This is a genomic window from Nonomuraea sp. NPDC003707 (assembly GCF_053587055.1).
Genome location: NZ_JBSFNK010000015.1, coordinates 124,865 through 146,170, shown reverse-complemented (window position 1 = coordinate 146,170; position 21,306 = coordinate 124,865). Strand labels below are relative to the sequence as shown.

Genomic DNA, 21,306 nt, shown 5'->3' with positions numbered 1-21,306 from the left:
GCCAGGACGGCTAGGCTGCCCGAATGGACTTGAAGGATCGGGTACGCGAGCTGCGCGCCGAGGGCCGCTCCCCGAAGGAGATCGCCAAGGCGCTGAAGGTGTCGCCGTCCGTCGTGGCGCCGCTGGTGCGGGCCATCGCCTCGGAGACCCCCACCGCCGAGCCCGAGGTGGTCGGGTGCTGGGTCAACATCGGCTGGAGCGAGGGGCTCACCGTCGACCCGGCCCGCGGATGGGTGGACGAGGGCCCAGACGCGGGCCTGGGCGGCCTGGTGTGCGTGCTGGTCGCGCGGCGGCACACCTGGGACCGGATGACGGTGGCCGGCTACCTCGCCGACGTCTACTGCCTCGGGGCGAAGAACGCGATCGGCCCCGACGTGCTCGACGACCGCGACCTGCGGCGCTTCCGCCAGTACTTCTTCGGCGAGTACGCGGGCTTCCAGGAGGCGCCGATCGAGCTGGCCCGGCACCTGGTGTTCGGGTCCGTCGACTACGCGCGGAAGCTCGGGTTCGAGCCGCACGAAGACTTCGCTCCGGCGGCCGACCTGCTGGGCAAGTGGGAGGGGGACGCGGCGATCACGTTCGGCCGGGACGGCAGGCCCTTCTACGCGCAGGGGCCGGACGACGACCCGGCGAAGGTGCTGCGGACGCTGCGGCGCACGCTCTCCGACGAGGACTTCGACTACGTCACCGGAGGCCGGTGACGCGCATCGTGATGTTGAGGCGGCCGGAGGCCAGGCCGGTGGCGGGATCGCCGGTGCCCGGATGGACCTTCGGCACGCCGTGGTAGGCGAAGCGCGACGGCCCGCCGAACACGAACAGATCGCCTGAGGCGAGCTCGACGTCCGTGTACGGCCGGCCGCGCGTCTCGGTGTTGCCGAAGCGGAACAGGCACCGGTCGCCGATGCTCAGCGACACCACCGGGGCGTCGGACTTCTCGTCCTTGTCCTGGTGCATGCCCATCCTGGCCTGGCCGTCGTAGAAGTTGATCAGGGCGGTGTCGGGCTCGTACGTGTCGCCGGGGCGTCCGTACGCGTCGGCCAGGGCGCGCCGCCCCAGCTCACCGAGCCACGTGGGGAACTCGGCCACCTGCCGGCCGTTCACGTCGTGGGCGATGCGCGTGTACCGGTACGGCTGCCAGTGCCATCCCACGCACACCGTCCGGACCGACATCACGCCGCCCCGGGGCAGCACGGTGTGCCGGATCGGCACGGGTCCCGTGGCCCATCCGCGGCACGCCTCGACGAGGTGGCGCTGCTCGTCCAGCGTCAGCCAGCCGGGCACGTGTACCGCGCCCGGCGCGATCTCCCGTATCACGCTGTCTCCCGGCCCTTCCATGCCTGGTACGCCTCCGGCAAGCACCTCGAACACGGCCGGTACCCGGCCGCCGCCGCGTCACCGGCGTCCGCGAAGAAGACACGATGCCGGATATATCCCCCACGAGCAATGGAGCGCAGCGCCGAGGGGCAGTCCAGCCGCCCGTACAGCCGGGCCCCTCGATGCCCGCCCAGCGTGCCGGGCACCGGACTCGCATACGGGCGGCCGTCGGCCCCCACCAGCGTGTACGTCATTTCGCGTCGTGAAAGACGAGCCCCAGCGTATGCCGCAGCCCCGACCGGACGGTGCTCACCCCGTGCCGCACGGGGGAGGCCGACCAGCCCCGCGAGGAGCGCACGGGCCGGTCGCGCGTGGTGAAGATCAGCCCGTGCCCCTGCGGCAACAGCGTCACCGTCCCCCGCGACTGGGCCCGCGGCCGCTGCTCCACCAGCAGGAACTCGCCGCCGGTGTAGTCCTCGCCCGGCCGGTCCAGCCCGATCACGACCTGCAACGGGAACACCAGGTCGCCGTAGAGGTCGCGGTGCAGCGCGTTCCAGTCGTCCCGTCCGTACCGCAGCAGGATGGGCGTCGGCCTGGTCTGCCCCGCTCTGTGGCACATGTCCAGCCACTCGTCGAGGTCGTCCGGCCACGGCGCCGGCTGGCCCAGCCTGGCCGCCCAGTCGCGGGCGATCGGCAGCAGCCGCGGGTAGAACTCCGCCCGCAACTTCTCCACCAGCGGCGGGAACGGCCGGCTGAAGTAGCGGTACTGCCCGGCGCCGAACCGGTGCCGCTCCATGTCGATCGTGGACCGGAACAGCCCGATCTCGTCGTACAGGCCGGCGATCTCCTTGCACTCCTCGGGGGTGAGCACCGGCGGCGTCAGCGCGCACCCGTACGAGTTGACCTCTTCCGTCAGTTTCGCCCAGTCCATCTTGGTCTCCTCCGTCAGCTTCGCCGAGCTCATCCGACGACGCTCCAGAGCTGCGGCTGCAGGGCGCCTTCCAGCGTGAGCAGCTCGTGCTTGCGCTCGAGGCCGCCCGCGTACCCGGTCAGCGAGCCGTCCGCCCCGACGACGCGGTGGCAGGGGCGGACGACGAGCAGCGGGTTCGCGCCGATGGCCGCGCCGACCGCGCGGATCCGGTCACGTGGCGCGCCCACCCGCGCGGCGAGCGCGCCGTAGGCCGTCGTGGTCCCGTACGGCAGCTCATCCAGGGCCGCCCACACCTGCTCCTGGAACGGGGTGCCGCGGGTGGCGAGCGGCAGGTCGAACGCGACCCGCTCGCCCGCGAAGTACTCGGCGAACTGCCGCTCGACCTCCTCGAACGCGGCCGGCTCCCACCGCAGACCAGCCCGTCCGCCCACGTCGAACGACACGCGCGTCAGCGCGGAGCCGTCACCGACGAGCAGGATCGGGCCCAACGGGCTTTCGATGATGCTGTGGATGTCCATACCTTCTTCAACACCGCCGGGCCCTCAAAAGTCAGCGGTTTTCGGACATCACAGCCTCCTCCTCGGCCCTCCTCTTCGGCCCCGCGCCTCGGCTTCCCCCGTCGCCACCGCCTCCCGCCTCCGGCCGTCCCCGCCACCCGCACACCTCAAGGCGCGTCCCAGTCGGTGGACGATCACGCGATCATGAGCGTACGCTCGGTGACCATGGCCGAGTCGCGCGAGCACACCTTCACCGGCACCACGGGCCTCAACACGGTCCGCGTATGGCCCCATGGCCGGCCGCGCTACGTGGCCGTCCTGATCCACGGGTACGGCGAGCACATCGGCCGCTACGAGTACGTGGCGGACCGGCTCGTCCGCCACGGCGCCGCCGTCTACGGCCTCGACCACACGGGCCACGGCAAGTCGGCCGGCGACCGGGTGCACATCGCGGACTTCGAGGACGTGGTCACCGACGTCTACTCCGTCGAGGAGCAGGCCAGGGACGACCACCCCGGCGTCCCGGTCGTGGTGATCGGCCACTCGATGGGCGGCATGATCGCGGCCCGCTACGCCCAGCGCTACGGCGACGGCCTGGCGGCGCTCGTGCTGTCAGGCCCGGTGATCGGCGAATGGGCGGTCGTCCCGACCCTCCTGGCCTACGAGGAGCCCCCGGACGTCCCGATCGACCCGGCCACCCTCTCCCGCGACCTCTCGGTGGGCGCCGCGTACGCCGCCGACCCCTTGGTGTGGCACGGCCCGTTCAAGCGTGCCACGCTGGAGGCGTTCGCCACGACGCTGGCCACGATCGCCAAGGGCGGCAGGCTCGGACCCCTGCCCACGCTGTGGGTGCACGGGGCCGACGACGAGCTCGTCCCGCTGAACGGGAGCCGTCCGGGGGTCGAGGCGATCAAGGGTACGAACCTGACCGAACGGATCTACGAGGGCGCCAGGCACGAGGTCTTCAACGAGACCAACAAGGCCGAGGTCCTGGACGACGTGACGGCCTTCATCGACCGGGCTATTTGACCGGCAGCCATACGTACCCGGAGCCCCGCGTACGGGTGAGCTCGATCTTCCAGCAGCCCCGCTTCGGGAAGACGAACCCCGTACCCCACTCCTCGCCGGGTTTGTGCCAGCTCGACCCGCCATGCTCCTCGGGCCCCCAGGCGAGCTTGGCGGGCGTACCGTCGGGAAGCGTCGCCTTGACCCGCAGCGGCCCTTCACCCGTCATCCGCCACACGATCTTGATCTCTTCACCGCGCGCCAGCGGCGGACCCGCCACGAACAACAGCCCCCACAGCTCCGCATCCCGCCCCACCCCCCGCACCTCGGGAAACCCTCCGCCGAGAAGCACCGAGGTCCCGTTACACGCAGCCCTGGTAGCCGTCGGGCTGGGACTTACGACACTGAGGCTTACGGCGCTTGGACTAACGGCGCTCGGGCTTATGGGACTCGGGCTTACGGCGCTTGGGCCTACCGCGCTGGGGCTTACGGGACCCGGGACGGCCGACCGAGCCACGTGCGTGGGCACCTCGGCCGAACACCCAGCCGCGACCACCAACAGCGTCACCATCATCAACCACTTCATGCAACCTGTACTCCGGGCGATACCGGGAGGTTCCGGCTAGCGACCCGGACTCACCGGAAGCATGAGCGCCAACAGCCTGGAGCCTGATGCGACCGCTCAGACCTTGCGCCAGCCTGGCACCCAGGCCCCGCCCTCCTCGACGACGTAGTCGCTGAACAGAGCGGGGGCTTCTTGGCGCATGAGCTCGCCGATGCGCTGGAACAGCAGGCGAATCTCCTCCTCCGCGCCGGCGGCGGTGCGGGCCTCGATCGTGTGCCGCAGCGTGCGCACGTTAGCGGTCCACACCAGCCCGGTCGCCACGCCCTCCGGGGCGAACCTGCGCATGAACGACGTGCGGTGCTTCTTCTCCGAGAACGGCACGCCCTCCTCATCGAGCCCGAAGTGCTCGGCCATCCACAGCTGGAACTGCTCGAGCTGCTCCAGCACCGCCGTGGCCCGCTTCATCAGCTCGTCGTCTTCCCGTGCCCATTCCGGGAACCAGAACGGCAGCTCGTCCAGCCGGACGAAACGCAGCGACTCCTGCGAGACGGCCACACCCGGGCGGTGCCGCACCAGCTCGTGGGTCAGCACCCGGCTGACGTTGTGGAGCACGAAGCTGAAGCTGACGTGCTCGAGGACCGAGCCGTGTGCGCTGGCCAGGATGTTGCGCAGGTAATCGTCCTGGTTCTCCCTGATCCTGACCACGTTGGGATTGAGGCCGGGCTCGAAGGAGCGGTAGCAGAGCCGACCGGCGAACTCGGCGAGGTTCTGCGCGTCGAGGTCGCCGCGATCAAGTCGCTCCAGCCAGCTCTCGCCGCCGACCTCGGCCAGGTAGCGGGCCAGCTCGTCGTAGTCCAGCGACGGACGGGAGACGATGAAGACCTCGGGTTCGACACTGCGCATGGAGAGCCCCCGCTCGGATCGACCGCTTTCGACGGCCCCAAGCCAACCAGCTCCTGCCACCCGGCGCGAGTCGACCGCCCCTCGACGCTCCTCGCTCGGCGAGAGTTCGACCGCCCCTGGACGCTCCTCGCGGGCATCCCACGTCCAAGGTCGGCAGGCGCCGTGGCTTGCGGCTTCGACGGTCAGCAGGCTCCACGGCTTGCAGCTTCGGCCTCCCCGATCTCGTGACCGTTGAAGGTCTCGAGCCCGCCGGAGCGAACGCGGCGGGCTCCGGCTTCTATCGATGGGTCGCCGAGCCGTCCGCGGCCGCCTGCGCGAACGATCGTAAGGCGTGGACGGTGGTGTCGGGGATGGGCAACGCGTCGAGGTCGGCCCGAGCGAGGACGTCGGGTCGCGGAAACATCCTGGTGAGGCCGACTGGGTCCAGGCCGGGCACGACCGCGCCGAACCGACCGGCGAGGTCACCCAGGATCGCCCGTGCCCGTGCGGCGTCCGGCACCCCCGCACGCACGATGTCACGCACACCGACTTCGAACGGATCCCACGAACCGCACGTCCTCGCAGAGTCGTCGAGGGCGAAGATGCTCCGGGCCCGGTGGACGTGGTGGATGAGTCCGTTGAGCCGGGGGAGATGGGCGACGAGCAGGAGTTCGGCCGGGGATCGCTGGGTGATCTCGATCATGCCGGGGTCGTGATCGATCAGGATGGTGCGCCGATAAGAGGTGCACGAGACCGCTTCGACGGTCGGTGTCGCGCGTGCGGCCAGGTGGCGCAGGGCGGCCGCGAAATCGAATGACTTGTCGTGAGCGAGCCGGAGGGCCAGTCCGCCATCGGCCTGGAGGCGGTCGGTGACCCGCCGTCGGGCCCGCAGCTCACGCGGGGCGCCGTGGAAGGTGCCCATGAGGACTCGGTTGAGCTGCCGAACGCTGCCGAAGCCCGCGGCGAAGGCGATGTCGGCTATCCGAAGGTCAGTGTCGTCGAGCAGCCGGCGGGCGAAGTGCGCGCGCCTGGAGCGGGCGAGCTGGTCGGGCGTGACCCCGGCATGCTGAAGAAACATGCGCCGCAGGTGACGTGGGGACACGCCGAGCCGACCGGCGAGACTGCTCTCCGTCGCGTCGTCCAGGGCTCCGCCGGCGATGAGTTCGACCCCGCGGCACACCAGTTCGGGCATGTCCGCGACGGTGGCCGGTTCCTGCCGGTACGGGCGGCACCGGTGGCAGGCGCGGTACCCGGCCGCCTCCGCCGCGGCCGCGGACGGGTAGCGGGTGGTGTTCACCGGGAGGGGGCGGCCCGGGCAGTCGTCTCGGCAGTAGATACCGGTGGTCCGGACGGCGCCGACTGCGTTCACGCTTCCAGCATGGCATCCACCGGCTCACCGGATCGGACGGATCCGGACAGGCTGCCAGTCCTGGCCGAATGTGACCAGACCTACTGATCAGGGCCCCGCGAGAATTCGGGCTCACCCATCTCCATAAGGACATTCCATGAGCGCCGCATCGAACAAGCAACTCATCATCGACGCCTGGCGGGTCTTCGCCACGCGTGATGCCGACCAGGTCCGCGACGTCTTCGCCCCTGACGCGGAGTGGCTCGCCCCTGCCGACAACGCGACCTCCCGCGCCATCGATGGAACCCACCATCTCATCGGCCGGGACCGCATTGTGCGCTTCCTGACCGAGGAATTCTCCACGGTCTTCGTCGACAACGTGTCCATCGAGTTCGGCGGCTTCTACGCCGACGGTGACACCGTGGTCGTCGAGATGCGACTGCAGGCCACCCTTGCCCACGGTGGCCACTACGACAACGAATACTGCTTCATCTTCGAACTGGAGTCCGGCCTGGTCAAGCGGGTCCGCGAGTACATGGACACACAACGCGGCGCGGCATGGTTCCGCTCACCCACGACGTCGGACCGGCAGGATCAACCCGAAGCGACCACCACCCATCACTAGCCCGAAAGCCCCGGCTGGGGGCGGCGGTCATAACCCAGGCTGGGGCGCGACGGCCGCAACCCCAGGCTGGGAGCGATGGCCGCAACCCCAGGCCGAGGGCTGGAAGCTATAACCTCCAGGCTGAGGGCGACGGCTGTAACCTCAGGCACATCGCCTCCAGCTGCGGATCGAAGTACGGCCCGACCGCCCACCGCGTGCATGTATCCAGGTAACTGGCCCCCGCCGTCGCCAGCCGCCCGTCGCACCCCGCCTGCTCGCGGCAACCAGGCACCCGCGGACAGCCCGTCCCCCTCTCCTGCTGGAAGGCCGCGAACCGGCCATCGGATCCGAACGCGCCGCGTACGTTCTGCATGACGACCCGCATGCCGCGCCTGCCCGGCACGCGAGCGGTGCCCTTGGCGTCGAGCTCGTGCTTGCCCTACGGAGTCCGTACGAGCACCACACGCAGCGGCCCCGCACCGCGCAGGCGATAGCGGTCGGCGAACAGCACCACGCCATCGGGCATCGGAACGCTCAAGCCATCGGTGTCCTCGATGCCGGGCGTCGTGGCCTCGGGCAATCCGAGCAAAGGGTCGAGCAGTCCGCTGAGCAGGCCCAAAGCAGAAGCTCTCCTCCGGCTCCGGCTGCGATCACGCCGACGTTCGGCGAGTCGGTGACAGATCTCTATCCCCCCGGCTCCGGCTCCGGCTCCCAAGCGGATGCGGGGCCGATGATTTTTCCCGGGCACGCGGGTCTGCATGTGAGAGAGGAGGCGATATGTGCGATCAAGAAAAGGCACTGGCCGCGGGGGTTGCGCTGCTGGAACGGGCGATCGACTATGCGCTGGGCAGCCTCCGCGTAGTCACCCCGGCCGCCCTCTGCCGTCCCACTCCCTGCGCGGACTGGAACCTCCAGCACCTGCTCGACCACATGGCCGACTCACTCCGAACCCTGAACGACGCCGCCTCCGGCCACATCCCCCCAGCACCGCCACGTATACCCGTCACCCCTGTCCCAACGCCAAGACCCCCCAACCCACGCATGCCGCCCACCCCGGCCCCCCAAAGGCCGACCACCCCCGCACCAGGCGACGGCATCGGCACTCCTCCACAGCGCAGCCTTCGAAGGCCGACAGCACCCACGTCCGGCCGTGCAGACACCGCCTCATTGCGCTCCGGCATCCGCGGCTCGGCTGCATCTTCGTCAGGCGGAGGGTGCGGCGCCTCATCGGGCACGGGCCTTCGTGGTTCGGCTGCGTCCACGTCGGGTGGAGGGTGCGGCGTCTCACCGGGTACGGGCCTTCGCGGGTCGGACGCGTCCGCATCCGATGGAGGAGGCGGCGCCTCATCAGGCACGGGCTCTCGCGGTTCGGACGCACCCGCGTTGGGTGGAGGGGACGGCGCCTCATCGGGAACCGGCTTTCGCGGGTCGAACGCATCCGCGTCCGGGGGAGGAGACAGCGCCTCTTCGCGCTCTGGTGTCCGTGAGGTGGCTGCGTCCGCGACCGGAGAGGGAGACAGCGCCGCTTTGTGCTTCAGTGGCTCTGCGCCGCGAAGGCAGGGATGCGGGGCCAACCCGGCGCTCCTTCTCAGGGACCGCGCCACAGAGGTGCTGGGTGTGTGGGTGGGCGCGGTCACCCATCCCGGGATGGTCTCCATAGGCGATCGCCACCTGACCGCGCCCATGGTGGCCGCCGCGGGTGCGATCGAGATTGCCGTGCACGGCTGGGACGTGGCCAGAGCCTGCGGTGAACAGCACCCGATCCCGGACCTCATGGCCGAGGAACTGCTGGACCTGGCCCATCTGTTCGTCACGGACGTTGACCGGCCGCACAGGTTCGCCCCGCCGAGGACCCTGCCCCCGCGCGCCTCGGCCCAGGACTACCTTCTGGCCTATCTCGGCCGTGACCCGAACTGGACAACAGCCCTCTGACCAGCTCAACGACCCCAACCTCAAAGATAGAACAATCCAGCCCATCCAGCATTTCCCGCTCACACGCCGTACGATCATCCTGTACCGCAACCACGTCGGGGACACCGACCACAGAGCCCAGCACACGTCCGGCCGGTCGTCAGCGGGGCGGCGACACCCGATCGCCGTGACCCGGCCGACCAACGTGGTGGCGACGACCGTTCTTCGTGCGGCCGTCGCCACCACCACGCCTCGCCCTTCCCGCACAAGGTGAACGCACGCCTGAGGCGGGCGGCAGGGGCCGGGGCGGTGGGGGTCAGGTGTCCTCCTGGAGGACCTCCAGGAGGAGTTCGCCGTACTTCGCCAGTTTGTTTTCGCCGACGCCGTTGATGTTGCTCAGCTCCGACAGTGAGGACGGTCGGGCGATGGCGATCTCTCTCAGGGTCGCGTCGTGGAAGATGACGTACGCGGGCACCCCCTGCTCCTTCGCGGTGGCGCCCCGCCACGATCGGAGCCGCTCGAAGAGCGGGGCCGCTTCGGCGGATAGCTCGGCCACCGCCTGGGCTTTCGATGAGGAGGCTACCTTGGCCCGGGCGGGGCGCAGGGTGTCGCGGCGCAGCAGGACCTCGCGCTGTCCCCGGAGCACCGAAGCGCTGTCGTCCGTGAGGACCAGCGCTCCGTAGTCGGACTCGACCGCCAGCAGTCCCTGCGCCAGCAGTTGCCGCACCACCCCGTGCCACTCCGCGTTGCCCAGGTCAGTGCCCACTCCGAACACGGTGAGCGTCTCGTGGCCGTGCTGCAGCACCTTGGCGGTCTTCTTGCCGAGCAGGATGTCGACCACCTGCCCCACCCCGAACTTCTGCCGCCGCTCCCGCGCCAGCCGCAACACCGCCGACAGGACCTTCTGGGCGGGGGTGGTGCCGTCCCAGGATTCGGGCGGATTCTGGCAGGTGTCGCAGTTTCCGCAGGGTTCGGCGCCCTTCTGGCCGAAGTAGTCGAGCAGCATCACCCGGCGGCACCCGACGGTCTCGCACAGCGCCAGCATGGAGTCGAGGTGGACCACCTGGCGGCGGCGGTGGGCCTCGTCGCCCTCCATGGCCATCCGCCGGTGCTGGACGACGTCCTGGAGGCCGTACGCCATCCACACCGTGGCCGGGAGGCCGTCGCGGCCCGCGCGCCCGGTCTCCTGGTAGTAGCCCTCGACCGACTTGGGCAGGTCGAGATGGGCGACGAAGCGTACGTCGGGCTTGTCGATGCCCATGCCGAACGCGATCGTGGCCACCACGATCAGCCCGTCTTCGCGCAGGAAGCGGGACTGGTGGGTGGCGCGGGTGCGGGCGTCGAGACCCGCGTGGTACGGCACGGCGGCGATGCCGTTGTCGACCAGGAACTCGGCGATCTTCTCGACCGAGGAGCGCGACAGGCAGTAGATGATGCCGGAATCGCCGGGATGCTCGGTGCGCAGGAACTCCAGCAGCTGCCGCTTGGGCTCGCTCTTGGGCGTGATGCGGTAGTGGATGTTGGGCCGGTCGAAGCTGGCGACGAAGTGGCGGGCCTCGCTCAGGCCGAGCCTGGAGGAGATCTCGGCGTGCGTGGCCGGGGTGGCCGTGGCGGTCAGCGCGATGCGCGGCACATCGGGCCAGCGCTCGTGCAGCGTGGACAGCTCGAGGTAGTCGGGCCGGAAGTCGTGCCCCCACTGCGCCACGCAGTGGGCCTCGTCGATGGCGAACACCGAGATCTCGCCCTTGGCCAGCAGCCGCAGCGTGGTGTCCACGCGCAGCCGCTCGGGAGCGAGGTAGAGGAGGTCGAGCTCGCCGGCCAGGAACTCCGACTCGACCAGCTGCCGCTCGTCGAAGTCCTGCGTCGAGTTGAGGAACCCCGCGCGCACGCCGAGCGCCCGCAGCGCGTCGACCTGGTCCTGCATCAACGCGATCAGGGGTGAGATGACGACCCCCACGCCGCGGCGCACCAGGGCGGGGATCTGGTAGCAGAGCGATTTGCCGCCGCCGGTGGGCATGAGCACGAGCGCGTCGCCGCCGGCCACGACATGGTCGATGATCTCCTGCTGCCCCGACCTGAACGAGTCGTAGCCGAATACGCGGTGCAGAACGTCGGTGGGGGTATCCATGTGGCTACCTTACGTGTTCGCGGGTGAGCGTTTCGTGAGTTCCGCCGACGGCGATCGGGGGCTCCAACGCGCTCGCCTTGGCATCCCCAGTCTGCCCGACGGTGATCGGTCCGTGAGCCAGCCCATAAGGCGCCCTTCGAGCCCAGTCGGCCGCGCTCCGGCCCAGTGTCTTTAGTGGGTGAGGTCGGGGGGCTCCCGAGGGGGAGGAGCGGATGGGGTCCTTCGCGCGAGTGGGGCGGGGCGTGGTCAGGGCGGGGTCGCGGATTGAGGGCGGAGTGTGGCTTGGGCGCGGGGGGTTGGTGGTGGGTCGCGGGTTGGACGTGGGTGCTGTTGGGAGGGCGGAGCGTCGCGGGGTTGGGGGTGGGCCGGGGTTTGCCGGTTGGGCATGGCTGGGGGTGGGAGGAGCAGAGCGGGATTGGGTGTGGCTGGGGTGAGGGCGGGGCGTGGGTGGGGTGAAGGAGCGGAGGTGGGTCAGGCGGTGGCGGGGTTGGGGTGGGCGTTGCGGTGGTAGGCGATCAGGGAGAGGGCGCCCAGGGCGCAGGCCGCTGCCACCGCTCCCATCACCGCCGGATACCCGGCGAACTGCGCGATTCCAGCCGCCAGCAGCGGCGCGACGGCCTTGGCGACCGTGATGGGCAGCGCGAGTGCCCCGCTCAGGGACGCGTACGCTCCCGTGCCGTACCGGTCGGCCAGAAGAGCAGGCCGGGCGATCGTGCCCACGCCGAACCCCAGCCCGAACAGCACCACCCCCGCCACCGCCCCCGCCGTGCTCCTGCCGACCAGCGGCAGCAGCACCGCCGCCAGCCCCTGCACCCCGAACATCACCGCCGTGATCAACGCCACCGACCAGCGGCCCTGAAGGCCGGTGGTGACGAGCCGGCCCGTGACCGACAGTACCCCGAGCAGGCCCGCGACGCCGGCGGCGAAGAGGGGGGTGTGGCCGAGGGCGATCAGGTACGTGACCAGCAGGACCCCCATGACCGACACCGCGCCGGTCTGGGTCAGGAAGGCCGCCGCCAGCAGCCAGAAGGGACGTTCGCGCAGGGCCGCCCCGACGATCTCGCGCCGGTTCACGTGCGGGGGAGCGGCCCGGCTCCGGACGGCCAGGGCGTGCAGCGGCACCGAGGTCAGGGCGTATCCGGCGGCCAGGATGACCAGGGCCTGGCGCCACCCGTACAGGTCCACGAGAAAGCCCGTCAGCGGCAGGAAGATGCTGGACGCGAAGCCCGCCACGACGGTCACCGCGAGTAACGCCCGCGCCCGCCTGGTCGCGTCGAACCAGGCCACGATCACGGCGAAGGCCGCCTCGTACAGCACCATCGCCGACGCCACGCCGAGCACCCCGCAGACCAGGTACAACTGCGCCACAGAGCGCACCTGGGACCACGCCAGCACCGCCAGCCCGCCCAGCACCGACCCGAGGGTCATGAGCCCGCGCCCGCCGTGCCGGTCCAGCCAGCGGCCGATGAGCGGCGCCGCGACCCCCGACACCAGGACGGCCAGGGTGATCGCTCCGGTCAACTGTGCGACCCCGGCGTGGAGGTCGCGGGACATCGGTGGGATGAACACCGAGAACGCGTAATAGAGCACGCCATATCCGGCGGTTTGCGTGATCGAGAGAGCGCCGATCATCCACATGGGGGACTTCGGCACGGTGGCGTCGATCACTCCAGGATCGTTCCCGTTCACCGGTCAGAAATACGGTGATAAATGTCACTTCGCCGCGTCAGGAATAGCGCACGGTAAAAGCGTAATAGCGTCGAGTCATGACCTTTTCCTATGTGGTGACCGGCGGCGGGCGTGGCATCGGAAAGGCCGTGGTCGAACGGCTCCTCGGCGAGAAGGGCGGCGAGAAGGACACCGTGGTGGCCGTCGAACGCGACCCTGACGCCCTCGCCTGGGCAGGCCCCCGAGTCATCCCGCTGATCGGCGACGCGGCCGACGAGGAAGTCGCCGCCTGGGCCGCCGACCTGGCCCAGGAGGCCGGCATCCTGCGCGGCTGGGTCAACAACGCCGCCGTGTTCCGCGACGCCTCCGTCCACACGTCCCCGATCGCCGAGGTCAGAGCCCTGATCGCGGCCAATCTCGACCTCGCTGTGGTGGGCTGTGCCACCGCCGTACGACACTTCCTCGCGGCCGGTACGCCCGGCGCCATCGTCAACGTCACCTCCCACCAGGCCACCAGGGCGGTGCCCGGCAGCCTCCCCTACTCGACCGCCAAGGCCGCAACGGAGGGCCTGACCAGGGCGCTGGCCGTGGAGTACGGCAGGCACGGCATCAGGGTCAACGCCGTGGCCCCGGGTTCGGTGGCCACCGAACGATATGAGGCGTTCCTGGAGTCGCAGACCCCGCAGGCGCGGCAGGCCGTCGAGGAGCAGCTGGCCATGCTGCACCCGCTCGGCCGGGTCGCGACCCCCGCCGAGGTGGCCTCCGTCGTGGCGCACCTCCTCTCGGACGAGGCGGCGTTCGTGAACGGCGCCACCATCCCCGTGGACGGCGGCCGCACGGTGCTGGGACTCGATCCGGAAGCTCGGGAATGAAAACCGTTGTCACCTGGTTGTGCAGGCCATGAAGAAGAACCTGCACCCCGCGTACGGCCCCGTCGTCTTCCGTGACCCGAGCGTCGGGTTCGCGTTCCTCACCCGCTCGACCCTCGCCAGCGACAGGACGGTCGAGTGGGAGGACGGTAAGACGTACCCGGTCGTCGACGTGGACGTGTCGTCCGCCAGCCACCCCTTCTACACCGGCCGCGGCCGCATCCTCGACACCGCGGGCCGCGTCGAGCGCTTCAATCAGCGCTACGCGAACCGCCGCAAGTGACGGGCGGCCCCCCGCAGGCATGTACGCGCCTGCGGGGGATCGGCCGGAGGGGGCATGCCTGCGCTACTGCTGGGTAAAAGGTGGTCACCGGCATCGGAGCAGTGGTGATGGCCATGAGTCTCTCTGGAAAGGAACGCCGCATTCTCGCTGAGATCGAGCAGGCCCTTGAGCGAGAGGACCCCGAGCTGGCCAGGCGCGTCGCGGCGATCAACAAGATCGAATCAGACGGGGACTTCTCCCACGCGTATGGTGATCGCCTGCGCAGGTGGGTGCTGGCGCACGTCTGGATGATCTTCACGGCCGGCGCGCTCGTGATCGTCCTGCTCCTGCTCGCCGTACTGACCACCTGACAGCCTCGCCGTACTGACCACCTGACAGCACAGTCAGCGCCGCCGGCGCAGCAGTGCCAGGTCGGCGGCGGCCACGACGGCCACCGCGGCCGCGATCGCGGCCTCCCAGCGCCAGACCTCCGCCCCCGTGCTCGCGGCAAGCACCGCGAAGAGCACCGCCGCCGCCATCCCCAGCACCAGCGCGACCAGGGACAGGATCCGCCGGGTGCGCAGCGGGCTGCGCGCGCTCAGTGGCTCCGTGCCCGCCCGGTTACGCAGCCACATGGTCGATCCCCCTTCCGAACGGTCAGGCGAGGCACCTCAGGGCCGCGACGACGCGCGGGTCGATCCCGTGCGACGCGGGCAGCCGCCCCACCGTGGCCTCCACGAACTCGGGGTACGACAGCGAGGCCGTGACCCCGTTCACGGCGGCCCAGATCTCGTCGGCCGTCTGCTCCACCTGCACCTTGGCCTCCTGCTCGGCCAGCACGAACCGCCCCACCGCCACCCGCCACAGCGTCCGGTCGTCGACCTCGGCGTCGGGGACGGGCGCACCGACGTCGTCGGCGTGGGTGGCGTACTCGGAGTCGTAGTGGAAGGCCTGCCGGCCGCACGGGTAGGGCCCGGCCATGGTGTCGATCAGCCCGCCGGGGCCGAGCTCGCGCATGCGGCGGCGCGTCTCGCCGTTCTGGACCCGCCACTCCTCCAGCACTTCCGCCACGGGCAGGTGGCGCCGCTGCCGCACCGACCACTCGTTGAAGTCGTTGTAGCCGGACACGCCGGCCTTGGAGAGCCGGGTCAGCAGGTCCTGTACGGTCCCGTCGAGGCAGGCGTGGTTGTACAGCTCCTCGCCCGCCAGATGGCCCAGCACGTCACGCACCGACCATCCCTCGCACCGGGACGGCCGCTGCCAGCCGGCCTCGTCGAGCCCGCCGAAGAACCGGTCGAGCCGGGCGGCCTCCGCGTCGAAGATGTCGAACGGATTGAAGTGTTTGAGCAGCTCGTCGGCCATACTCCGGACGCTACCCGCTACGTGCCCGCTTTCACGGCCATCGATCCGACGGCGGACCTGACCCGGTCGTACTCGCCGGCGCAGGTGGGCGCCCGCTCGGGCGGGACCCAGCCGCCCTGGGCGATCCGGTCGTACTTGCCGGGGTCGGCGCCGTACAGGAGGCAGGAGAACGTGGCCGACTCGGGCGGCCCCGACAGGTGGTCGATGCCGGAGTGGCCGGCGAGCAGGTGGCGGGCCTCGGCGGCGGCCACCACGCGCTTGGGCGCGTCGGACGCGAGCGTCAGCGCCGCGAACTGGTCGGCCTGCTCCTCGCTGTCGGCCAGGCCGTTCAGCGTGGTCAGGGCGTGGCCGAGCTGGTGGTGGAAGAGCACGGCCAGCGCGCCGTCCATGCGGGCGGACCTGGTACGGGCGTCGGTCTCCTCGGTCTCGGAGATGCCGTCCATCACGTGGCGCACCTTGTCCACCAGCTGGTAGCAGATGGTGATCCGGCGCTCCTCGAGGTCCCAGGTGGCCTCCGGCGCGTCGCAGTCACGGGCGACGACCTTGACCGACGCGGGCAGCCGGATCCGGGTCTTGAGCGTGTCGCCGTCCTTGAGGAGCTTTCTGGCCTGTTCGGCGCCCGGCGAGCCCGGCTGCTCGAAGCGTACGGACAGATCGGACGAAGGCGCCGCCCCCAGCGTGCTCGTCATGCTCAGGACGAGGGCGATGAGGGGATGCGGCATACGAGGCTCCTTCGGGGGTCGGTAGATCCACGCAATGCGACTGTCCATGCACGCAAAGCGTGATCCCTAAACCTGAGGGCCCCCGAAAAGCCGGAAGGCCCGGCCCCTGGGAAGGGACCGGGCCTCCGTCTTATGGATTAACGACGCCACCAGCTGCCGTAGACCCGCACGGAGTCCGTGCGGCTCTTGGAGCCGTCGAGCTCGTCGTTGCCGTTGAACACGGCGCGGAAGGTACCGCTCTTGTAGGCGCGGGTCTCGGCGTAGAACTTGCCGCCCCACTTGGTCTTGGCGGAGGCGACCCACTTCCAGCCGCTGGAGCCGTTCGCGCGGAAGTAGACGTCCACCTTCTCGCCGCGGACGCCCTCCCAGCCGTCGTCATCCACCTGGAGACGGCCGGAGAACTCGATCGTACGACCCTTGCGGATCTTGTACGGGTCGGCGGAGAAGCGCGAGATACGCGTCTCGGACTTGCTCTTCTCGAGCTCGACCGAGAAGAACGCCGTGTCCTTCGCGATCTCCTTGCCTGCGGAGTCGAAGGCTACAGCGGTGGCCTGCCACTTGCCCTGGGGGTCCCCCTCGGTGAAGCCGACGGCGAAGCGCCAGCCCTCGAGGTCCTTGACGTCCTTGGCGCGGAGCGTGCGAGCGCCCTCGGGCGCCACGCTGAGCTCGACCTTCTTGACGTCGGAGCTGGCCCCGATGTCGAAGTACGCGGTCGTCTCGGAGCCGGGCTCCACCACGACCGGATTAGGGTCGATGTCGCGGATCTTGAGCTGGGTGTCCACCTTGGTGGCCGCCGAAGCAGTGCTCGCGCCCGACATCAGCATGGCCCCGCCCACAAGGGCGGAAACGATACCAAGTGCGATCTTTCTCATGAGGGTGCTGATTCCTCTCCCCGTATTGACTTGGAGCCGGCTCGGGGTGGCCGACCCCTTTACTACTTTGAGCCACGAGAAGGGGAAAAGGTTGGCTAATGTTACAGAAAATATTTGATCACGCTGGCAACCAGGGGTTATGCGGGAAAAGTACTTGACCGGCTACAGTCTGGCGCATGACCGACGTCTACACGCTCGGCGAGCCCTTGGGGATCGTCTCCAGCGGCCGGGTTCGCCACGAGAGCGAAGCCCGGCTGGACGTGTGCGGGCCCGAGTTCACCCTGGCGATCGCGCTGGCCAGGCTCGGGCACCGCACCGCTTACCTGGGCAAGGTGGGCGATGACGAGCTGGGCGCGAGGGTGCTCACCGCGCTCAGGGGCGAGGGTGTGGACGTCGCGGACATGCGCGTGTCCGAGGGGTTGCGCACGGGCCTGATCCTCAGAGAGACCCGCGTCGGCCGATCACAGAGAGTGACGCAGTATCGCGCGGGCTCGGCGGGCTCGCGGCTCACTCCGGGCAACGTGCCGATCGACCGGATCGCGGCGTCGAAGATGCTCCACATGACCGGTCTCACGGCGGGCCTCGGCCGGGACGCGCTCGACGCGGTGCGCACCGCCGTGAGCGCCGCGAAGAACGCCGGGGTGATGGTCTCCTTCTCCGTCGACTACGTGCCCGAGCTGTGGCCGTCGGTACGCGAGGCCGAGGAGGTGCTCGGCGAGCTGGCCTGCGACTCGCACCTGCTCTTCCTCCGCCAGGACGAGCTCGACCTGGTCAAGCCCGCGCTCACGGCGGAGCGCGAGGTCGTGGTGGACCGCGGCGCCAAGGGCGCGAGCGTGCGCGCCGACCGGATGCGCTACGACGTGCAGGGCTGGCAGGTCCCCATCGTGGACACGGCCGGCGCGGGCGAGGCGTTCGCGGCCGGTTACATCAGCGCCGCGCTCGACGGTCTCATCCCCCAGGAACGCCTGCACCGCGGGGCGCTGTTGAGCGCCGCCGCGGTGACGAGCGTCAGCGACTGGCAGGGGTTGCCCACCAGGTCAGAGCTCTAGTTCGTGGTCAGGGTGAAGGTCGAGGTCGTGTTCTTGATGTTCTGGAAGTTGTTCGCGAACCTCAGGTTGTTGATCGTGGCCGACCCGACGGCCGGGCCCTGACCGGGCTCGGGCAACTCGTTCACCCAGATGCCGAACCCGGACTTGGCGTCGAAGGCGTCGCCGCTCTTCTGCGCCCCGCTGATCGACACGTTCGTGAGGATCGTGTCCTTGACCGGGTTCAGCGGCGCGCTGCCGGAGTAGCCGGTCTGGAACATGATCCCGCTGTACGTCGGGTCCACGATGTCCAGGTTGTTGACGCGGATGCCCTGGAACACCTTGGACGAGGAGAACAGCCACAGCGCCGGGAACGTCTGCTGCCCCCAGAAGTGCCCGCCGGCCCGGACCAGCGAGATGTTGTCGAACGTCGTGGGCGGGCTGGCGCCGAACCCGTTCATCGGGATCCCGAAGTCCAGCGAGCTGATCGTGACGCCCGGGTAGGTCAGCGTGTCCGCGACGTAGATGTTCCTGAACGTGTTGTCGTAGCCGCCGTAAACGGCCACGCCGGCGGCCCGCCAGGTGAGCAGCGAGGTCAGGTTCTCGAAGACGTTGCCGGTCTGCTCGCCGGGGTTGTTGTCGGTGGCCGAGAACAGCGCGAAGCTGTCGTCGCCCGTGGCCCTGGCCTCGACGTTGGTGACGTGGTTGCCGGTGCTGCCGTTGGTCATGTTCAGGCCGTCGGCGAACAGGTTGCGGATCCGTGAATTCTTGATCGTGATGTTGTCCGTGTTCGTGCCCCAGTAGAGGCAGATCTGGTGCTCGGCCCAGACGTTGTCGATCGTCATGTTCGCCACGTTCGAGAAGTCGAACACCTTGCCGGGGCCGTCGATGCGCGAGGTGTAGTTGCCGAAGTAGGCGAAGTTCGCGAACGTCGAGCCGTTGGCCGAGGCCTCGGTGCGGAAGCCCACGTCGGTGTTGTCCTGCCCGGCGGGGGAGGAGAACCTGGTGAACCAGGGGCCCGCGCCGACGATCTTGACGGACTTGCCGTACACCTGGAACTTGCTCGACGTCTGGTAGTCGCCCTGCGGCAGGTACACGCCGGTCAGGTTGGCGTCCATGCGGGCCTTGTCGAGCGCGTTCTGCACGTCCTGGTGGGTGAACCCGGTCGGTACGGCGTACTTCGCCGGGTCCGGGTTCGCGACCGGGGTCGCCTGCTCGAAGTCCACGAAGTCGATCGCGTACGTCTGGGTGTTGGCCGAGTCCTTCTGCAGCCTGATCGTGCTGCCCTTGGGCACGGTGGCGCCGAGGAGCACGTTCGCCTCGTCGTAGATGTGCCTGGGCGGCCCCGAGCCGGGGGAGTTGCTGGGACTGGCCTCGGCGCCGTAGAGCCAGGCGTAGCGGGAGGTCAGGTTGACGGCCTTGAGGAACGAGCCGTTGACGTAGACGTTCAGGGTCGAGCTGAGCCCGCCGCCGCCCGCCGCGTCGGGCGTGGAGAAGCGGGTGACCAGGGTGTTCGTGTCCGCCCTTGTGGTGAACTCGACGTACGCGCCGGTCTGGTTGAGTGTCACCGCGCGCCGCCCGGAGGCCTCGCCGGCGATCGTGCCGATGTCCCTGCTCGGGCCCACGCGCGTGGCCCCGCCGCCGATCACGGCGTCCTCGGCCTCGTACGTGTCGTACGGCATGTTCGCGCCGCGGCCCACGAACAGCGGCAGCTCGCTGGTGTTGTTGGCGCGCTTGACGGGCAGCTCGTTGGCGTCGTCGGCGAGCACCGTCCTGACCGTGTACTTGCCGTTGGCCGCGGTCCACGTGCCCAGGCTCACCGGGCTCGTGGTCGCGCCCGCCGCGATGGCGCCGCCGGTCGAGCCCGTCAGGGTCTTGACGACGGTGCCGGAGTCGTTCGTGACGGTGAGCGTGATGCCGTGGGAGGCGCCGCTGGAGGCCACCGTGCCCTGGTTCTTGATCGCCACCGAGAACGTCACCGTGTTGCCCGCGGCCGGGTTGCCCGGCGTCCAGGCGACGGGGGAGGCGACCAGGTCGGCCGTGTCGACCGGCTTCACGGTCAGGGTGCCGGTGGCGGTGTTGTTGGCCTCGTTCAGCTCGACGACCTTGCCGTCCTCGTCCACCTTGGCGGAGAGCTGGTAGGTCCCGGCGTCCCTGGCGCCGATGTTCGCGGACACGGTGGTCGACGCCCCCGCGGCCAGCGCGCCCACGCTCGCGCTGCCGACCTTGGTCGCGCCCGCGTAGAAGTTCACGGAGGTCGCGGCGGCGGCCGCGGTGCCCGCGTTCCTGACCGTGGCCGACAGCGTGACCGCGTCGGTCTCCACCGGCGCGGCCGGGGAGGACGAGAGGTCGCTCACGGTCAGGTCGGGATTGGCCGACGGCGTGCCGAAGATCTGGAACTCGGCCACCTGCCCGCCCGGCGCGCCCGAGTTGGCGGTGATCTGCAGCCGGACGTCGGCGGCCTTGCCGGTCACCGGGATGGTCACCGAGTTCCCCGTGGCCGGGTCGAAGGTGTACGTGGCCGAGGAGACGAGGCTGGTGAAGCCGGCGGCGCTCTGCTCACGGCCGAGGACCTGGATGGTCTGGGTCCGCCTGGCCCAGACGGGGTCGGGGTTGAGCTTGAGGGTGATCGAGGTCAGGTCGGCGTTGGCGCCGAGCTGCACGGTCAGCGTGTTGGGGTAGGCCGCGCCCTCCCAGTACGTCTGGAGGTTGTCGTCGTTGGCGTTGGCGGCCACGTACGTGTGGGTGTGCGAGGACTCGGTGATCGCCTTGCCGAGCGCCAGGTTGGCGCCGCTCGGCGGCGGGTTGTCCGGCGCGCTGCCCCACACCTCGAACTCGGAGAGCTGGCCCGCGGGCCAGCCGGTGTTCGCGGTGATCTGCAGCCGGACGTAGCGGGCGGTCGCGGCGGCGAAGGTGATCGTCGCGGTCGGGTTGAAGGTGTACGTCGCCGAGGCGACGATCGTGCTGAAGGCGGAGCCGTTCGTGCTGCCCTGGACGGTCAGCGTCTGGGTACGGCTGGGCCAGCCGGACGGCAGCTTCAGCACGAGCTTGTTGACGCTCGCGCTGACGCCGAGGTCGACCTGGACCCATTGCGGGAACGCGTTGTTTGCCGACTCCCAGTAGGTGGCCTGGTTGCCGTCGGTCACGTTTGCGGCGGTGTAGACGTCGGTGGAGCTGCTCGCGGTGGCGGTCCTGCCCGCGGCGAGGTTGGTGTCGGCCGCCGCGTATGCGGGTGCGGCCAGGAATCCGAGGACTAACGAAAGGGCGGCTAAGACTGCTCTCATGGGGGTGGCCCTCCGGGTAAGGCGGATGGCCGAACCATAGGATGCCAAGCAGATTGC

At 69.9% G+C, this 21,306-nt stretch carries 24 protein-coding genes and 1 pseudogene; 9 read left to right on the top strand and 16 right to left on the bottom strand.

Going from position 1 to position 21,306, the window contains the following annotated elements:
* Positions 1-23: 23 nt before the first annotated feature.
* On the top strand, positions 24-701 hold the full coding sequence (locus ACWDRB_RS34435; protein ID WP_449900755.1) for a helix-turn-helix domain-containing protein: 678 nt from the start codon (positions 24-26) through the stop codon (positions 699-701).
* On the opposite strand, the gene ACWDRB_RS34430 is transcribed toward ACWDRB_RS34435, so the two are convergent.
* The 4 genes from ACWDRB_RS34430 to ACWDRB_RS34415 are packed head-to-tail and all read right to left on the bottom strand — an operon-like array spanning position 685 to position 2,763.
* On the bottom strand, positions 685-1,314 hold the full coding sequence (locus ACWDRB_RS34430) for an alpha-ketoglutarate-dependent dioxygenase AlkB family protein (protein ID WP_449900753.1): 630 nt from the start codon (positions 1,312-1,314) through the stop codon (positions 685-687). The two genes, ACWDRB_RS34435 and ACWDRB_RS34430, sit on opposite strands and share 17 nt — an antisense overlap.
* Positions 1,311-1,568, bottom strand: coding sequence for an Ada metal-binding domain-containing protein (locus tag ACWDRB_RS34425; protein WP_449900751.1), 258 nt, complete (start codon positions 1,566-1,568; stop codon positions 1,311-1,313). Before ACWDRB_RS34425 ends, ACWDRB_RS34430 begins: the two co-directional genes overlap by 4 nt.
* Positions 1,565-2,278: a 2OG-Fe(II) oxygenase gene (locus ACWDRB_RS34420; protein WP_363962719.1), complete on the bottom strand. Its 714-nt coding sequence runs from the start codon at positions 2,276-2,278 to the stop codon at positions 1,565-1,567. Before ACWDRB_RS34420 ends, ACWDRB_RS34425 begins: the two co-directional genes overlap by 4 nt.
* Entirely contained in the window at positions 2,275-2,763 is a 489-nt protein-coding gene (locus ACWDRB_RS34415) for a methylated-DNA--[protein]-cysteine S-methyltransferase (protein WP_449900747.1), read from the bottom strand. The genes ACWDRB_RS34420 and ACWDRB_RS34415 overlap by 4 nt, the downstream gene beginning before the upstream one ends.
* 204 nt (positions 2,764-2,967) lie before the next feature.
* On the opposite strand from ACWDRB_RS34415, the gene ACWDRB_RS34410 reads away from it, so the two are divergent.
* Positions 2,968-3,771, top strand: a complete 804-nt coding sequence (locus ACWDRB_RS34410) for an alpha/beta hydrolase (protein WP_449901008.1) — start codon at positions 2,968-2,970, stop codon at positions 3,769-3,771.
* Here the strand turns inward: ACWDRB_RS34410 and ACWDRB_RS34405 are convergent.
* From ACWDRB_RS34405 to ACWDRB_RS34395, 3 genes are all read right to left on the bottom strand, one after another.
* On the bottom strand, positions 3,764-4,063 hold the full coding sequence (locus ACWDRB_RS34405) for a hypothetical protein (RefSeq protein ID WP_350729856.1): 300 nt from the start codon (positions 4,061-4,063) through the stop codon (positions 3,764-3,766). The two genes, ACWDRB_RS34410 and ACWDRB_RS34405, sit on opposite strands and share 8 nt — an antisense overlap.
* Before the next feature lie 366 nt (positions 4,064-4,429).
* A complete protein-coding gene (gene thyX, locus ACWDRB_RS34400) occupies positions 4,430-5,215 on the bottom strand; it encodes an FAD-dependent thymidylate synthase (RefSeq protein ID WP_449900744.1) in 786 nt (261 codons plus the stop codon).
* Between the two features lie 277 nt (positions 5,216-5,492).
* Positions 5,493-6,563, bottom strand: coding sequence for a helix-turn-helix domain-containing protein (locus ACWDRB_RS34395; protein WP_449900742.1), 1,071 nt, complete (start codon positions 6,561-6,563; stop codon positions 5,493-5,495).
* A 136-nt stretch (positions 6,564-6,699) separates the two neighbouring features.
* Between ACWDRB_RS34395 and ACWDRB_RS34390 the strand changes: the two genes are divergently transcribed.
* Entirely contained in the window at positions 6,700-7,167 is a 468-nt protein-coding gene (locus ACWDRB_RS34390) for a nuclear transport factor 2 family protein (RefSeq protein WP_449900739.1), read from the top strand.
* A 106-nt stretch (positions 7,168-7,273) separates the two neighbouring features.
* Here the strand turns inward: ACWDRB_RS34390 and ACWDRB_RS34385 are convergent, their stop codons facing one another.
* Positions 7,274-7,531, bottom strand: a complete 258-nt coding sequence (locus ACWDRB_RS34385) for a CocE/NonD family hydrolase (protein ID WP_449901006.1) — start codon at positions 7,529-7,531, stop codon at positions 7,274-7,276.
* Positions 7,532-7,585: 54 nt separating this feature from the next.
* Complete coding sequence (locus tag ACWDRB_RS34380) at positions 7,586-7,765, bottom strand: hypothetical protein (RefSeq protein WP_449900737.1); 180 nt, start codon at positions 7,763-7,765, stop codon at positions 7,586-7,588.
* Between the two features lie 158 nt (positions 7,766-7,923).
* Between ACWDRB_RS34380 and ACWDRB_RS34375 the strand changes: the two are divergent.
* Positions 7,924-8,139 (top strand): annotated as a pseudogene (locus ACWDRB_RS34375) (maleylpyruvate isomerase N-terminal domain-containing protein); the annotation flags it as partial.
* Between the two features lie 624 nt (positions 8,140-8,763).
* On the top strand, positions 8,764-9,078 hold the full coding sequence (locus tag ACWDRB_RS34370) for a hypothetical protein (protein WP_449901019.1): 315 nt from the start codon (positions 8,764-8,766) through the stop codon (positions 9,076-9,078).
* Positions 9,079-9,373: 295 nt separating this feature from the next.
* Here ACWDRB_RS34370 and recQ read toward each other — a convergent pair whose 3' ends face one another.
* Together recQ and ACWDRB_RS34360 are read right to left on the bottom strand one after the other, a co-directional pair.
* Positions 9,374-11,185 carry a DNA helicase RecQ gene (gene recQ, locus ACWDRB_RS34365; protein WP_449900734.1) on the bottom strand — a complete coding sequence of 604 codons (1,812 nt, stop codon included), beginning with the start codon at positions 11,183-11,185 and terminating at the stop codon, positions 9,374-9,376.
* Between the two features lie 471 nt (positions 11,186-11,656).
* Positions 11,657-12,853: an MFS transporter gene (locus ACWDRB_RS34360; RefSeq protein ID WP_397369791.1), complete on the bottom strand. Its 1,197-nt coding sequence runs from the start codon at positions 12,851-12,853 to the stop codon at positions 11,657-11,659.
* 98 nt (positions 12,854-12,951) lie between these two features.
* Here ACWDRB_RS34360 and ACWDRB_RS34355 point away from each other — a divergent pair, with 98 nt between their 5' ends.
* From ACWDRB_RS34355 to ACWDRB_RS34345, 3 genes are all read left to right on the top strand, one after another.
* Complete coding sequence (locus tag ACWDRB_RS34355) at positions 12,952-13,725, top strand: SDR family NAD(P)-dependent oxidoreductase (RefSeq protein ID WP_449900732.1); 774 nt, start codon at positions 12,952-12,954, stop codon at positions 13,723-13,725.
* A gap of 28 nt (positions 13,726-13,753) precedes the next feature.
* Positions 13,754-14,005 (top strand): type B 50S ribosomal protein L31, encoded by a 252-nt coding sequence (locus tag ACWDRB_RS34350; RefSeq protein WP_449900730.1) that lies wholly within the window; start codon positions 13,754-13,756, stop codon positions 14,003-14,005.
* A gap of 113 nt (positions 14,006-14,118) precedes the next feature.
* On the top strand, positions 14,119-14,355 hold the full coding sequence (locus ACWDRB_RS34345) for a DUF3040 domain-containing protein (protein ID WP_350729870.1): 237 nt from the start codon (positions 14,119-14,121) through the stop codon (positions 14,353-14,355).
* A gap of 33 nt (positions 14,356-14,388) precedes the next feature.
* Here ACWDRB_RS34345 and ACWDRB_RS34340 read toward each other — a convergent pair whose 3' ends face one another.
* From ACWDRB_RS34340 to ACWDRB_RS34325, 4 genes are all read right to left on the bottom strand, one after another.
* Entirely contained in the window at positions 14,389-14,619 is a 231-nt protein-coding gene (locus tag ACWDRB_RS34340; protein ID WP_449900728.1) for a DUF6343 family protein, read from the bottom strand.
* A 22-nt stretch (positions 14,620-14,641) separates the two neighbouring features.
* Entirely contained in the window at positions 14,642-15,346 is a 705-nt protein-coding gene (locus ACWDRB_RS34335; RefSeq protein ID WP_449900726.1) for a maleylpyruvate isomerase family mycothiol-dependent enzyme, read from the bottom strand.
* A 17-nt stretch (positions 15,347-15,363) separates the two neighbouring features.
* Entirely contained in the window at positions 15,364-16,068 is a 705-nt protein-coding gene (locus tag ACWDRB_RS34330) for a DUF4344 domain-containing metallopeptidase (protein WP_449900724.1), read from the bottom strand.
* Positions 16,069-16,205: 137 nt separating this feature from the next.
* On the bottom strand, positions 16,206-16,940 hold the full coding sequence (locus tag ACWDRB_RS34325; protein WP_364244567.1) for a hypothetical protein: 735 nt from the start codon (positions 16,938-16,940) through the stop codon (positions 16,206-16,208).
* Positions 16,941-17,116: 176 nt separating this feature from the next.
* Between ACWDRB_RS34325 and ACWDRB_RS34320 the strand changes: the two genes are divergently transcribed.
* Positions 17,117-17,989 carry a sugar kinase gene (locus tag ACWDRB_RS34320; RefSeq protein ID WP_449900722.1) on the top strand — a complete coding sequence of 291 codons (873 nt, stop codon included), beginning with the start codon at positions 17,117-17,119 and terminating at the stop codon, positions 17,987-17,989.
* Here ACWDRB_RS34320 and ACWDRB_RS34315 read toward each other — a convergent pair.
* Positions 17,986-21,249 carry a discoidin domain-containing protein gene (locus ACWDRB_RS34315; RefSeq protein ID WP_449900720.1) on the bottom strand — a complete coding sequence of 1,088 codons (3,264 nt, stop codon included), beginning with the start codon at positions 21,247-21,249 and terminating at the stop codon, positions 17,986-17,988. The two genes, ACWDRB_RS34320 and ACWDRB_RS34315, sit on opposite strands and share 4 nt — an antisense overlap.
* Between the last annotated feature and the right edge of the window lie 57 nt (positions 21,250-21,306).

Bases quoted from the DNA above. Each gene is read 5' to 3' on its own strand.
- ACWDRB_RS34435 (WP_449900755.1), top strand. From the start codon at position 24: ATGGACTTGAAGGATCGGGTACGCGAGCTGCGCGCCGAGGGCCGCTCC.
- ACWDRB_RS34425 (WP_449900751.1), bottom strand. From the start codon at position 1,568: ATGACGTACACGCTGGTGGGGGCCGACGGCCGCCCGTATGCGAGTCCG.
- ACWDRB_RS34420 (WP_363962719.1), bottom strand. From the start codon at position 2,278: ATGAGCTCGGCGAAGCTGACGGAGGAGACCAAGATGGACTGGGCGAAA.
- ACWDRB_RS34415 (WP_449900747.1), bottom strand. From the start codon at position 2,763: ATGGACATCCACAGCATCATCGAAAGCCCGTTGGGCCCGATCCTGCTC.
- ACWDRB_RS34410 (WP_449901008.1), top strand. From the start codon at position 2,968: ATGGCCGAGTCGCGCGAGCACACCTTCACCGGCACCACGGGCCTCAAC.
- thyX (WP_449900744.1), bottom strand. From the start codon at position 5,215: ATGCGCAGTGTCGAACCCGAGGTCTTCATCGTCTCCCGTCCGTCGCTG.
- ACWDRB_RS34390 (WP_449900739.1), top strand. From the start codon at position 6,700: ATGAGCGCCGCATCGAACAAGCAACTCATCATCGACGCCTGGCGGGTC.
- ACWDRB_RS34385 (WP_449901006.1), bottom strand. From the start codon at position 7,531: ATGCGGGTCGTCATGCAGAACGTACGCGGCGCGTTCGGATCCGATGGC.
- recQ (WP_449900734.1), bottom strand. From the start codon at position 11,185: ATGGATACCCCCACCGACGTTCTGCACCGCGTATTCGGCTACGACTCG.
- ACWDRB_RS34355 (WP_449900732.1), top strand. From the start codon at position 12,952: ATGACCTTTTCCTATGTGGTGACCGGCGGCGGGCGTGGCATCGGAAAG.
- ACWDRB_RS34350 (WP_449900730.1), top strand. From the start codon at position 13,754: ATGAAGAAGAACCTGCACCCCGCGTACGGCCCCGTCGTCTTCCGTGAC.
- ACWDRB_RS34345 (WP_350729870.1), top strand. From the start codon at position 14,119: ATGAGTCTCTCTGGAAAGGAACGCCGCATTCTCGCTGAGATCGAGCAG.
- ACWDRB_RS34340 (WP_449900728.1), bottom strand. From the start codon at position 14,619: ATGTGGCTGCGTAACCGGGCGGGCACGGAGCCACTGAGCGCGCGCAGC.
- ACWDRB_RS34335 (WP_449900726.1), bottom strand. From the start codon at position 15,346: ATGGCCGACGAGCTGCTCAAACACTTCAATCCGTTCGACATCTTCGAC.
- ACWDRB_RS34330 (WP_449900724.1), bottom strand. From the start codon at position 16,068: ATGCCGCATCCCCTCATCGCCCTCGTCCTGAGCATGACGAGCACGCTG.
- ACWDRB_RS34325 (WP_364244567.1), bottom strand. From the start codon at position 16,940: ATGAGAAAGATCGCACTTGGTATCGTTTCCGCCCTTGTGGGCGGGGCC.
- ACWDRB_RS34320 (WP_449900722.1), top strand. From the start codon at position 17,117: ATGACCGACGTCTACACGCTCGGCGAGCCCTTGGGGATCGTCTCCAGC.
- ACWDRB_RS34315 (WP_449900720.1), bottom strand. From the start codon at position 21,249: ATGAGAGCAGTCTTAGCCGCCCTTTCGTTAGTCCTCGGATTCCTGGCC.